We start from the raw sequence: 13,217 nt of genomic DNA, 5'->3' as shown, positions 1-13,217 counted from the left end.
TTATTTTTATATTAATCCTGCAGCACGTAAAGAACCATCTTTACCGCTTGTGTTCATTATGGTATACATCAATTTCAAGTATCTTGTATTGATTTCAATTTGAGTTAGTTGCGATAAACTGCTACGAAGAACATTGTTTGAATCCTGATGAATTTGCAATGCTTGTCCTTGCATAATTCTGATAGCATTCATTTGTCCGGCAATGATTCCCGCGGTTTCTTCAGTAACGCCTTTAATAGCACCCGAAAGCGAGTTTGTATCATTCATTCCACCGAATATATCGGAATAGGCGGTAAGAAAGCCTTGCATATCATTTCCTGCTTGTAAGACGTCTGCTTTGAATTTTGCTATTTCTTCCGGCGTTAGGCCATTGAATGCGCCAGTTCCATCAGCGTTAAATCCGGACGCGGCAAGAAGATTGTCGAGTATCGGCTTCATCCTGTTTTGCAACATAAGATTGAGCTGATTTTTAAGAAGGTTTTTCAAAACATCGTTAGCTACTTTCTCCATTGATTTGGCTGCATCTTCTCCTTTTTCAAAAGCTTCTACAAGTGCATCTCCCAATTCCTTTGCTGCATCTTTGACATTTGTCTGAAGGACATCCTCAACCATTTTATCTTTGAGATCTTGGATTTGTTGGCCGATTGCTTGGATTTGAGACTTGTATTCCGTTAGTTTGGCTTTGTCAGACTTCTTTTTATCATCCTCTTTTTTCCACATATCCTGAAGCTGTCTTTGTTGTTCTTCAAGATTTTTGATAACATTGATGTCTGCATCATATTTTTGAGAACCGAAAGCCTTTTCCGCTGCATAAGCGACCGCTTCATAAGCAACTTTCAACTCTCCTAATGCTAAAGTCATTGATTTCAATTGTCTTTCTTTCTTCTTTTCGCCATTGAAAGCCTTGATAATCAGTCCGATAGTTTTGATGATTGATAAAACCATTCCGATAACATCACCCTGAGTGTATGATTGGAAACCCTCGTCTAATGATTCCATAATTCCGGTAATATCATCAACTGCATCCTGTGCAGCGTCGGAAAGTCCCCCGAAAGCATCAGCCCAAGCGTTCAAAGCTTCTTTTGCTCGCTGAATGTACTGACCAATGTTCATGTAGGAAGCTCCCATCGATTGCATTGCACTCTGTTTTTTTCCTTGTGCTGCAAAATATTTTTCCTCAGATTTGTTCGCTTCTTCGCTATTTTTCCCGAACTTGGTCACGTTGTCGTTGTATTCTGCCTGTGCAGCAGACGCTTCTTCATTCGCTGCTTTAACGTCCGCAAAACTTTGAATAAAATCTTTGAAAGGATTTGCTGATGCAATACTTTTTAAGTCCTTTATTTTCTTTTGTAGTGCTTCAAAATCCTTTAATGAAAGATTCTTTTTTTGTGCATCTCGGAATTCTTCAAGTCTTTCAATAATTCTTTTAATTGCATCTTTGGAAATGTATTCCAGATTTCCGAAAGCCACTTGCCACACTTTGGATTGTTCCAACGCTTCAGAAGACAAATTGGTCATCTTTTCCTTGAAATGCTTATCAACCGCCGCCTGTTCGATAGGTGTCGAATTCTGGTATCTTGCTGATGCTTTTACGGAATCATATTCTTTTTGAAGGTCAGCCGATTTTTGCTCAAATGTTTTTTGTTCCTCAAGTATTGAATCGTAGTAAGCTGTCCATTCTTTTTTGAGAGATTCCTGACGTTTTACTAATTCCGCTTTTTCCTTATTGTCGATTCCTTCACCGGATAACATTTCAGGTGAATAAAGTTTTGAAGTAATAAACTCTTGTTTTTCCGCAAATGTTTTGAGTTTTGCCAATTCCGCATCCAGTCCATCAGTAAAATTTGAAAACGGGTCTTTAACTCCATTCAATGAATCAAGAATGTTTTTTAAAAGTTCCCATTTCTTCAAATCTTCATCAGAAAGTTGAACACCTGCCAAATATTGATTGTTTAGAGGCTGGAATTTCGAGTTTAAATCATCAAAGTATGAATTGCCTTGTAGGTTCGGAAATTGAGCCTTAGCGATCTCTTCTCCGTATTCCTTGGCTAGTCTGTATCTCACATTCCATTGTCTTTCATCTTCTGCGACTTGTTCCTGAAATGATAGTAATTGTAGTTCCTTTTGTCTTTTATCCCGGGCTTTTTGTAATATTTCTATTTCTTTGTTAGCTTCGGAAATGGATACGGTTTTTCCCGTTTTTACTGTTTCTCCTTTGCTATTTTTAGTTAAAACATTGATAGTTTCACCTGATGCTTTATTTTTAGCCTCATTCCATAGAGAAATTCTTTGTTCCAGATCCGCAATAGATTGTCTGGAAAATATTTCCGCAAGCTTCTCTTTGTTTTTCTTTGGACTAAGGAGATCATCAATCCTTTTTATTTCTGCTCCGTATTTAATCCAGTCTTTGGAGCCAACGACTTGAGCTTGTTTAAGTTCCTGTAATCGCTTTTTTTCTTCTTCGTACCAGGCTTCAGTGTATTTTTTCAGACCACCAGCGGGAGAATCTCCGGAAACGACTTTTTCAATCTCCATAGCGTATGCGCTACGTTGAGCCTTTACAATGTCCAATTCCTTCTTTAATTGAGCTCTCAAACCTTCACTTATCGGCTTTCCTTGTACTTTGCCACCATTCAGCTGAGCTTGTAAAACCGTTTCCTGTTTTTTCAGCAATTCAAGCTTTTTGCTTTCTGCTAAATTTGCATAATTGGCTTCCTTATTTATTTCAACTGATGCTTTTTTTGCTTCGTAAAGTGCATCACGGGTATCATCCCAATTGATTTCCTTTACTCTTTTTGCATATTCTTTGACGTCAATTTGACCAGATTTAAGGAGTTTTCCCCATTCGTTCAATTGTCTTTCTCCTTCGTCATATTTTACTTGGGAAAGTGAGAGATTGAAATCTGATTGCGCTTTTTCCTTTAAGTCTTCGGCTTTTACTGCAATTTCCGCTTGTGCCATTGCGAAGGCTTGCATCTTTTTGATGACGTGATCGAACGCATCTCCCAGCCTGAAAGTCGCCCGATATTGGCTATCTAAAGTGTCCTTGAAAGTGGAATCAATAGCAATTAACTTTTCGTACGCTCTTTTTCTATCTTCAAGTTTTGATTGTTCGTTTCCGAATACCGCTATTAAGCTTTCGATTTTGGCTCTTTTTTCAACTATTCCTTGAGAGAATGTCTGAGTAAATTGTTTGTCAGTTGCTGCATAATATTTGGTTCTATCATTTGCGACCTCAACAATTCCGACCAATTCGCCTAATTCTTTTCTGTAATTATAACATACCGCAACGACCGCGGCAATTCCTGTCGCTAGTAGCAAATAAGGATTTGCGAGTGTTGTCGCATTCAATGCAGATTGAGCAACGGTCGCACCTCTGACGATATTGATTAGATTTGTAAATCCTTGAATAAGTGCGGGCGTGGCCATTCGAGCCTGAGTGACACTTGTCAACACTAATGCGACCCGATAAGCTCCGTATGTCTCGATTAGTGTAAGTAAGACTTTACCCACTTCCTCATAATGTTCAACCAGATAATTTAATCCATCGATTCCGGAACTTAATAAACCTTCATTTGATTGTCCGATCTTGTTCATCATCTGATCCCAGGTATCACCCAGATTTGCAATCTTACCAGACAAAGAAGCTGATTGTTTTTCCATTAGGTTGTAAAACATACCGCCCTCATTGGTCAAATTGAAAAGGACATCTTGCACATCCTTAAATCCTATTTTACCAGCTGATACCATTCCAGTTATCTCACCAGTAGTCTTATTAAATTTCTTAGCTAGTTCCGCGACCATCGGAATTCCAGCCTCAGTAAATTGTCGGAGATCGTCACCCATCAATTTTCCTTTTGCTCTAACTTGGCCATAGACTAAATTGATACGAGAAAGCGGAACCGACAAACCGGCCGCAATGTTTCCCATCCTGGTTAATGTATCTACAACCTCATTCGCCGGAACTTGAAAGGCAAGTAACTGTTTTGCTCCGTTGGAAACATCTTGTAAGGAAAATGGAGTTTTGGCGGCGAGATCCACCATTTGACCCATCAGGTTTTTTGCTTGTACGCCGTCTCCCAACATTGTAGAAAAAGCAATTTCCGTCTTTTGGAATTCTCCCCTAATATCAATAAGTTCCTTTGCAAATCCGATTATTGCGTTTGCGGAAAAATATCCCGCAATACCTAATGAAAGGTTTTTGAAAGATGAATCTATCTGTCTTGTCTCATTTTGGACAGTGTTATTCAATCCGAGAATGTCTCGGCGCATTGTCTCAATATCTTTTTTCCATTGTGTAAGGTCGATTCCTACACCGAAAAAAAGAGATCCTTGGCTATTTTGCATTGTTTTTTTTTAAATCGTGTGGTTGTGTCCGCACGCGTTTCTGTACATATTTTTTTAAGATTTTAGGGTTAAACTTATTTTTGTTAAAATCACTGCCACCATCGACAAATGGCAGTGATCATTATTTCTTATAGATTATGAGTTTCTATGTATTCGTATAAGGCCGGATCTGCTTCTTTTAAGTATGCACGCCAAATAGCATGTATTTTATCTGTGGTCTGTTCCCTTAATCTGACATCACCAGCGTGATAGAGTGAAATTTCCGCTATTTCTTGATCGGTCAAATGGTTAATGATTATTTTCCTAACATGATCAGAGTCTTGAAGATCCGCAATCATTTTTTTTATAGCCAGATGCAGTAAATCTATAAATGACTGATCTTCATTATTTAACTCCATTACTCTTTGATTTTTTTTCAACTGTAATTTTTACTTCATAATCCGCTGATTCAATTGCGGAAATTAAATTTCCCCCTTTCCATAGTGGCTTTTTGCTGTCCACGAATCCGCTAATTTGTTCTACGTGACTATCCATCATATCGATTAATTCCTTAACTTCTTTTGTTGATTTTGGTTTTCCCATTGTTTTAAAATTTTATTTGTTTCTATTAATGTTTTAATTTTCAGACTGTTAAAATTTACTTCTCCGTCACTTGCCTGATTCAGTATAAAATCTATTTGCGATTGTTTTGATAATTTCAGAAACCAGGCGTTATCATTTTCATCCGGTGCTTTCTCCAAGATTTCTTTAATCAAATCGTCCTTTATTATTTCCGCTGTTTCCATAGTGATTAGTTATAGTTCACTCTATATTGGAAATCACCGACTTTCAAAACTTTTCTGATACACATCACGTCCAAAATATCTTCTGCATCCGTATAAGTCATTCCATCATTCTGCAGGTTAATCATTACATCACGATAGGAAACCCAATCTTCAGCAACTTGCTTGGCTAAAATCCTCAGATCCTCAACCTTGAATATTGACAATCCAAATTGAAGTCGTTCCAGTTTTGAATATTCCTCATATTTCTTTTTTCTTTGGAATTCCTCAGGTTTGAACTTCACAAGATAATCCGCAATGTCATAACCAGCTTTCCGAGCATCATCCGAGGCGTTTTCTTCAAGGATATTTGATATTGTTACATTACATATCGATTTTAATTCTTGTGCCTTTATTGACCATTTCTCAAAGCCTCCTAAATCTGGAAATAAAATAACATTGCGACCTTTCAGAGCCTGGCATTTTTCTAATTTCAGATTATTCAAACCGCCAGTCGCTAGCCAAGTATATTGAGGTAAATAAACACTTGCTATAATCGCCGTTTTCTCAGATTCTACTAAAGCGCAAGGCTTTCTGTTATTTTTTAATAGATGCTCTCCAAAAAGACACTGATTGAGATTGAAATTGTCAATTTTGGAATGAACCCAATTAATATGATTATGAACACCCTTTAATCTCTTTCCTGTTACTGGATCATACATCATAATCTTTCCCGTTCTTACCTCTCCATCAGTATTGATTTGCCAGTATATTGTATTTCCATTTGATCCGGTACCGATGTAATAAGTCTCAATTAATTTTGTCGCTGCATCCATTCCAAATAACATAATTAGAAATGTTATGAAGTTGTTTTTATCGTAATCTTTCAAACTCTCTACAAAAACATCTTGTTCTATCAATGAGGTTTGTTTTATCACCAATGCAGGCTTTTTCTTCAGGGTTGTAAAGTCAGTCTTTATACCGTTGGTCAAAAAATATTCTTTAGGAGTAAAATGATAACCGCAACTCGTTTCTCGATTACATCGACCCACATACTCGCTTAAATATTCCTTACTCTCAACATCTATGTATAAAGTAAGTTCACGCTTTCCACAATTAACACAGTGATGTCTGGTCTTTATTCCAGCGTATGGTTCTAAAATGAAGTTGTGATGATTCATAGGTAATTTATGTTATTTGTTCACGATGTATTCAGTCAGTAACGTGAACACTTTGCATAGTTTATAAAAGCGTGAACACCGTAAAACCTTTATTAATAATAGTTTATGAAGTGTTCCGTTCACGTTCAGAGTGTGAACACCTTGAACATGTCGTGAACGTTTTTATAATTTTGAATATTTATTAACCGCTCCTAAAGAAATTCCTAACTCAGTAGAAATTTTCCTTTGAGAATGCCCTTGTTGAATTAATTCCTTTACCTTTTGAATATTGCTCTCTCTATCTTTTTCAGTGAGTTCTTTCAAATGATTTCTTTCTTGTCCAAAATCTAAAAATTCAAATTGTAGAAAATTGACATCTTTATTAATTTGGCAGACAATAACATTCTCGCTATCATAAACAATTTCCGTATTACGAGCTTTAATTTGCTTGATGTATCTGACGTTTTTATCCTGATAACTCTCTCCTATAGCGAAACAACTATCAACAAAGTTTATTAACATTTTACTGCCTTGTAAGTCATTCCTGGTGATTGGTTTACTTAAATCTCTTTTGGGAGTATGAGCTAAAATTAGTATTGAAAGATTGTATTTGTTTTTGAGAGTTTTAAGATGCTTCATTAATGGAAGGGCATCTTTTGCTGTTTCGGTAGCACTTCTCAAATATGTGATATTGTCAATTATTAAGGTTGTAGCGCCGGTAAGTATAATAGATTGCTCAATTGAATTGTTGATTGATTCCTCAAAACTTGTTCCCGCGGGAACTTCAGCATCCGGGTTTATTTCTACTCTTATAAAGTTATCATCAAATACGAAATGGTTATGCAATTTACCTTCTACGTCTTTCTCACTATAGCGAACTTCAAATTGCTTAGCCGAAAGTTCAAAATCAAAGTACAAAACTTTTTGCTTTGGGGTCCCTAATTTAAATCCCTTGATTTGACGTCCTCTACTGAGACTATCTGCGATTTGTACCGCTAAAATCGTCTTTCCTTGATTGGTATCAGCAAATAATATACACACTTCTCCCTCGTGCCAAAATTCGCCATGTAACATCCTTGGAGTGGGTTTGTTTTTTGCTTCATTAACCCAATTATTGATTGGTTTAACTTTAAACATTCCAATATTTTCACTGCTTGAATTTTTCAAAGATTCAGCCTCTTCAATTAATTGGTCTTTTTTTAAAATTCCAAAATCGAATTGTGGTTTTATTTTTTCTGCAGTATCATCCATTTTTTCGATTTTTAACTATTTCTACTAATCTGGGATCTGCTGTTAGGTAATCTGCTTGCCTTCCAGTAATTCTACATTTAGCTTTAAAAAGCACAACTACAAGCTGATTAGCTTCTAATTTTCTCTTATATCTGCATACGTTCTTCTGACTTAATCCAGTTGATTTACAAGCCATCGTTGCCGTTGCTGTATGTGCGGTCAAGAATTGGAGAAGTATTAATTCTTGGATTAGATAATTTTCTTTTTTCATTGCAATAAGTATTTGCAACACAAAGAAATAAGCGTTATATTTGCAATAGACCTCTATTTCAATCACATACTCCCGCCTGCTCTTTTTGCTGCGGGTTTTTTATTTGGAAATGTATTGCGAAACTGGATCTTGGAAATATCGACGACCGCCAATAAGAATAGGCGTTATTAGACCATCTGACACCCAGCGATCCACAGTAGGAACACTCTTTTTTATTGCTTTTGCATACTCAGTCTTTGTCAGCAATTTTGCAGATTTATCATTTTGATGGCTGGTTGAATGTGACTGATCTCCTTTGAGAAAGTGGAGAATTTCGAGATTTTGTTTTTCAATGCTTTCAAGCATTTCTTCAATAGGTTTCTTCATGATACAACATTTTTAATTATTTCAAATTTTACATTTGAAAAAAAACATATCTTTGAAGAAGATTTTTAAGAGCGTCCAAGCTTTAAATCTTCCTCAAAATATCCTGATTCCCCAATCAGGATGTTTTTCTTCTATCTACTTAAAGTATTACTTTAAGTCAACGATACAAATCTATGACTTATAATTTGTTATGTCAATAGGCATTTCTAATTATCAAGTAATATTGTGGTTTAAAAACCGCTTTTTGGACTTATTTTAATTTATATTAATTTAAACCCTTGAAAAACAGTTATTTAATTTTCTGAAAAAGTTATCCCCATTAATGGATTTTATCTTTAAGATCTAGTTTTCTAATCTTTTGTTATATCAATCTGGGAATAGTAATTTTTTATCAACCTTGAGTTGGTATTGTCTTTTTTGCCAATGTATGACAATAAGACACGTTCCTCTGAATGTCCTGACACTTCCAAAATAAGAGATGTTGGAATCTTACTGTAAAAATTTGTACAGTAAGATTTTCTACCAATATGTGATCCCACCAATTTGTATTTAGAATATTTCCCCTTTACATTTCGCCAGATACCCTTCTCAACTTCTTCAAGTACGCTTCCTGATATAATCTCAGTAATTCCAGCAAGTTGACACACTGTTTTTATTTCCTCATTATATCGCTGCTCTGAGATTGGCTCAGGAAAATTCATTTCTCTCTTTGCTAAAATTGAAACAACTTCCGGATGAAGAAGTAATGATATTTTTTTATCAGTTTTGGATTGGGTAAAATCAACAACATAATCCCCTCCTTCTCTTCGCATCAAAGATTTATCAAATCTCATAAAGTCCGAAATTCTTTGCCCCATAAAACAACTGATATAAAGCCAATCCCTGGCATTTTCGTATTCTTTTGGTAATTCAGTATTCTTTATTTGCTGAAGTTCCTCAAATGAAAGATAAACAACGTCTTTCTCCTCATAAGACAAACCAACCAAGCCATACTGTCTATGCAACTGAATTCCATAATTAACAGAGTAATTACAAATTGTTTTTATAATTTTTATTGTTTTTGCGATTGTGTTGTGAGCATATTTTTTTGAATTAAGAAAAGCCTCCAACTCATATTGTAATTCCGGACATATTTCATCCACATTGATAATATAGTCATATCCTTTTTTAATAGATAGGAAGCTTTGGAAGTTCAACACAATATTTTTTGTATCGTTAAGCTTCATTACAGTAGGTTCTGCAATTTTATTAGTTTTTAGTTTTACATAATTATCAAAATGCCAGATTAATGACAAAGGAGCATCGATACTTTTGTCAGCATCCCGTTTCTTATTATTATAAAACTCTTTGATGGATGACTGTAGCCATTCTTTTGTATATTCCGAGACAGTCTCAGATTTAGTCAAAATAAAACTTCTCAGATCATCTTGTTCTATTAATATTCGATTTTTGCGCTTTAAAATTTCAACATCCGAACCTTTGTATTTTTTATACTTAGTCCAGAACCTTTTACCATTAACAGCCGGGTTACTCATAATTTCCTCATTTGAAAAAACGAATATCTCAGTTTTACCCTCGACAAAATCAAGTCCGAAAGGATTTGTTTCAGAAATCTTATCAGAATTTGAAAATTGAAATCTTGCAGTAAATGGAGCATTGATTTTAATTGATCGGAACTGAAAATTTAAAGTTGCCATTAAATAATATTATTTTCCAAATATAGAAATAAAATGTATTATTTTGGATTAATATGTATTATTTTTAATAGCAATTTGAACTTTTATAAATCAATACAATAGCACAAACCCCTTATTATAGCCAATTTAAGCATCATTATAAATCATTTTGAATTATTATAAACCATTTATATTAGCTCCCTATAGGCTACAAATCCAAATGTAAACCAATCACTTACACAAATAAGGGACTATTAAAATACCAATAGTCCCTTTTTTACGAAATTTAATGATGATCTTACCACCTTGTGGAAATTCATATCTCTCTTTTTATTCCAAACTATTTAAAACTAGAATTGATAGCCCGTGTTATTTATTAATGAGCACGAGCAAGATGCTCGCACCAGCTTTGTTGGCGTTTTTTGAGGTCTGATTTCGCTGTTTAAAAGTTGTCTGATTTCGCTTTGTTTTCTTCCAATTGATGGCTTCGCTCAACACTGCGGTTGTGTTTGAAATTGTGACAGACACTTCGTATCGGGCATCCTCCGCAGTTTTTGGCTTGGCCTTTAGATTCTTTCACAGATCTATTTGAAAAATTAAAAGAAGAAAAAATCACCCCTTCGCCATTGTAAATCAAAAAGCCAAATTCATTGATCATGAATTCAGCTTTCCAAGTTTTGAAACATCCACTCTAAAAAATTGATAAAGACCCTCTATTCTTCATCTTGCTTTATCTAAAAGATTGTTACTAAATAACCGTTTTAAGACTCACAAAAAGGCATCAAATTAACCAAGAAACATCAAGTGTCTGCAATGGATCACCACTTGCGGACAACAAAAAAATCCTTCTCCCGCTATGGAAAAGGATTTTCAGTATATACCGTTGTCAATTTTTTATGGCTTAATGAATAAACCAGCAATTGCTTTCGCTTGGTCTCCGGTCAAAATCTCGTCATAAGCCGCAGATCCTGCTTCTGCTCCAAATGCAGTAGCGGTGTTAAAACCAGCCTGAACAGTAACACCTTCTCCGTTATAAACAGCATCGGTTGCTGCCGGCATATTACCACCTTTTGCCAATTCTATCCAACCTTTCTGTCCTCTCAGCCTTCTGACCACAGAAGCGTGTCTTGCTTCCACAGAGTGAATCTGGAGTGCTGCTGTCAAAACATCTTTGTTTGACATCACGTTGCCAGCCTGTCCTTTATATGCTCTTACACCAGTATCTTCAAAAGCTTGAGCCAAAATCAAGAACTGTTGGTAGTCATTCATGGGATCAAAAGCACCATTCACTGTAAAATCAAAATTTGGTTTAGCTACCGGCGCCGTTCCTAAAGCTGTTAAAGTAGTTTTAAGGAATGCAACGTGTGCATTCTCGTGCTTTGAGATCTGATCAAAAATCGCTTTATCACTAGTTGGAATCAAACCTGCTTTTCCGCGGCCCATTGCATAATATTCATCTTCCAGATACTCCAGTGTTAATGCCAATTGCAAAGCCTCTATTAAAGGTGTTGCCACTGCAGCAGAACTGGAAATGGTGGTTTCCGCATGCGCGGGTGTTGACATCATCACACCTAATCCTAGTGGTACTGCTGCAACAGCTGCTTTTTTACCAAAATCAGCGATGCTGGACAATGTTTGTAATCTTGAAGCTTCCCCTGTGAAGAATTTATCGTTTGAGAGCTTATCTAATATTCTAAGAATGTTCATAATAGTAAATTTTTGAAATTAATGATGAATTAAATACCTCTCTCTTTCCACGTAAATGGCGTTTTGATGAAGCCTCCTGCCACTGCAACAATGTCTTTTGGTTCTTTTGCAACATCCAAACCATTCATTGCATTCACCACATCATCCCCGGAGAAGTCTGCAGATTTTGGATTAATAAGATCTCTAATTGCAGAAGCGTGTCTTGCTTCTACTGAAACAATTTTTCCTGCAAGGACCAGATAGTCTGCATTCGTAATATATTTTCCTGCGCCGTTATATGCCGCAACACCAGTATCTTCCAGAGCTTTTGCTGTTGCCAGTACAGATGCTCTATTACTAAAGTTTACACCTGGATATTGGAATTCCAGAGTTGGCAATATACTGTTTGGCGCAGCACCAGTGATTGCTGCTTTGAAAAAATCTCTGTGAATTACTTCATGATTGTAAAGATCCGTTAGGACTGTCTTTTCATCATTTGATATTCCTGAATAGAAATTATTGACCACCTTGGTGTAGAAATCAGCTTCCAGCTGTTCGAGGGCATAAGCATAATTCAAAACACCTACATCTCCCATACCAAGATCGAAAACATTAGTCCCGGGATCTATGATCATATCATCATCATTACAGCCAACAAGTGCAAGTCCGGCAATTGCCAATCCAACTCCACTGAGCTTCAAAAAGTTTCTCCTGTTGGTATCCAAAGTCGCTTTACTATTGGATACACTGATTGTTTTTTTCATAATATTACTTTTATATGTGTGATTAATCTACAAGTTTCAGAAGGATAAAAATAAAATAACACAAGAATACTTGTGTTATTTTACGTAATCACTAAGGCATCAATACGGTGTCGATAACATGAATCGTGCCATTGGACTGGTTCACATCTGCTATAGTTACTTTTGCACTTCCACCTTTTGCATCTTTAATATAAAGATCTTTACCTTTTGCCCAGAAGGTTACATCTTCACCTTCTACAGTTTTCATCATTGCTTTTCCGTTGCCTGCTTTGACAGCTGCCCAGATTTGTTTTGAACCGTATTTACCCGCTAAAACGTGATAAGTAAGGATCTTGGTCAACATTTCTTTGTTTTCTGGCTTCACAAGATTTTCCACCGTGCCTGCCGGAAGTTTGGCGAAAGCTTCGTTCGTTGGAGCTAAAACCGTGAAAGGCCCTTCGCTCTGCAATGTTTCTACCAAACCTGCTGCTTTTACCGCTGCAACAAGTGTTGTATGGTCTTTAGAATTAACGGCATTTTCTACAATATTTTTGGAAGGATACATTGGCGCACCGCCAACCATTACTGTTTTTTCCTTCATTTTCATTGTCTGTGCAGTTGCATTGCTACTGAATGCGAATGATAATGCAATCATTCCGAAAGCTGCGATTTTTGTTCTGGAGTTCATTTTGTCTATTTTTTATATTAACTCGTAGTGCATTATCAAACTAATGCAATTTTAATATTATTCATTTTTCTATTAAATACAAAAACATTTACAAATTGAATGAAAGTTAATGCTGTTATTTTGCTCAATATCCTTGTTTTAAAACCTTCAAATGATTTTGCGTAGTTGTTTCTGATTTTAAATTGGTCACAAAGCTGAGAGAATAATGTCTCTATTCTTTTTCTCGATTTTCTGAAAATATATTTTTGTTTTTGATAATTTTTTTGGTTGTTTCTCATGGGTGTATCCA

Annotated in this window: 14 protein-coding genes; all 14 read right to left on the bottom strand. The window is 35.8% G+C overall.

Annotated elements, in window-relative coordinates; translation table 11 throughout:
• Positions 1-6 precede the first annotated feature (6 nt).
• A complete protein-coding gene (locus F564_RS19360; protein ID WP_034981710.1) occupies positions 7-4,347 on the bottom strand; it encodes a tape measure protein in 4,341 nt (1,446 codons plus the stop codon).
• Between the two features lie 128 nt (positions 4,348-4,475).
• The gene (locus F564_RS0114330; RefSeq protein WP_028123254.1) at positions 4,476-4,745 is read right to left on the bottom strand and encodes a hypothetical protein; all 270 of its coding nucleotides are present in this window, start codon (positions 4,743-4,745) and stop codon (positions 4,476-4,478) included.
• On the bottom strand, positions 4,732-4,929 hold the full coding sequence (locus tag F564_RS0114325) for a hypothetical protein (RefSeq protein ID WP_028123253.1): 198 nt from the start codon (positions 4,927-4,929) through the stop codon (positions 4,732-4,734). The genes F564_RS0114330 and F564_RS0114325 overlap by 14 nt, the downstream gene beginning before the upstream one ends.
• Positions 4,890-5,132, bottom strand: coding sequence for a hypothetical protein (locus tag F564_RS21010; protein ID WP_028123252.1), 243 nt, complete (start codon positions 5,130-5,132; stop codon positions 4,890-4,892). The genes F564_RS0114325 and F564_RS21010 overlap by 40 nt, the downstream gene beginning before the upstream one ends.
• Positions 5,133-5,137: 5 nt before the next feature.
• Positions 5,138-6,289, bottom strand: coding sequence for a DUF6371 domain-containing protein (locus tag F564_RS19355; RefSeq protein ID WP_051259693.1), 1,152 nt, complete (start codon positions 6,287-6,289; stop codon positions 5,138-5,140).
• Positions 6,290-6,451: 162 nt separating this feature from the next.
• Entirely contained in the window at positions 6,452-7,519 is a 1,068-nt protein-coding gene (locus tag F564_RS0114310) for an AAA family ATPase (protein WP_051259692.1), read from the bottom strand.
• Complete coding sequence (locus F564_RS19350) at positions 7,512-7,769, bottom strand: hypothetical protein (protein ID WP_051259691.1); 258 nt, start codon at positions 7,767-7,769, stop codon at positions 7,512-7,514. The genes F564_RS0114310 and F564_RS19350 overlap by 8 nt, the downstream gene beginning before the upstream one ends.
• Before the next feature lie 99 nt (positions 7,770-7,868).
• On the bottom strand, positions 7,869-8,135 hold the full coding sequence (locus F564_RS0114300; RefSeq protein ID WP_028123250.1) for a MerR family transcriptional regulator: 267 nt from the start codon (positions 8,133-8,135) through the stop codon (positions 7,869-7,871).
• Between the two features lie 350 nt (positions 8,136-8,485).
• Positions 8,486-9,832: a phage integrase SAM-like domain-containing protein gene (locus F564_RS20010; RefSeq protein WP_028123249.1), complete on the bottom strand. Its 1,347-nt coding sequence runs from the start codon at positions 9,830-9,832 to the stop codon at positions 8,486-8,488.
• Between the two features lie 421 nt (positions 9,833-10,253).
• Complete coding sequence (locus F564_RS21235) at positions 10,254-10,469, bottom strand: transposase (RefSeq protein ID WP_028123248.1); 216 nt, start codon at positions 10,467-10,469, stop codon at positions 10,254-10,256.
• Positions 10,470-10,705: 236 nt separating this feature from the next.
• On the bottom strand, positions 10,706-11,518 hold the full coding sequence (locus tag F564_RS0114285; protein WP_028123247.1) for a ferritin-like domain-containing protein: 813 nt from the start codon (positions 11,516-11,518) through the stop codon (positions 10,706-10,708).
• Between the two features lie 29 nt (positions 11,519-11,547).
• A complete protein-coding gene (locus tag F564_RS0114280; RefSeq protein WP_028123246.1) occupies positions 11,548-12,261 on the bottom strand; it encodes a ferritin-like domain-containing protein in 714 nt (237 codons plus the stop codon).
• A gap of 91 nt (positions 12,262-12,352) precedes the next feature.
• Positions 12,353-12,928, bottom strand: coding sequence for a fasciclin domain-containing protein (locus tag F564_RS0114275; RefSeq protein WP_028123245.1), 576 nt, complete (start codon positions 12,926-12,928; stop codon positions 12,353-12,355).
• A gap of 35 nt (positions 12,929-12,963) precedes the next feature.
• Positions 12,964-13,217 (bottom strand): transposase (locus tag F564_RS0114270; RefSeq protein WP_154656815.1); only part of this gene is annotated, 254 nt, incomplete at its 5' end.

The organism is Epilithonimonas tenax DSM 16811 (assembly GCF_000428485.1).
In the GTDB taxonomy this organism is placed as follows: domain Bacteria; phylum Bacteroidota; class Bacteroidia; order Flavobacteriales; family Weeksellaceae; genus Epilithonimonas; species Epilithonimonas tenax.
This window is presented reverse-complemented; position numbering and strand designations above follow the sequence as displayed.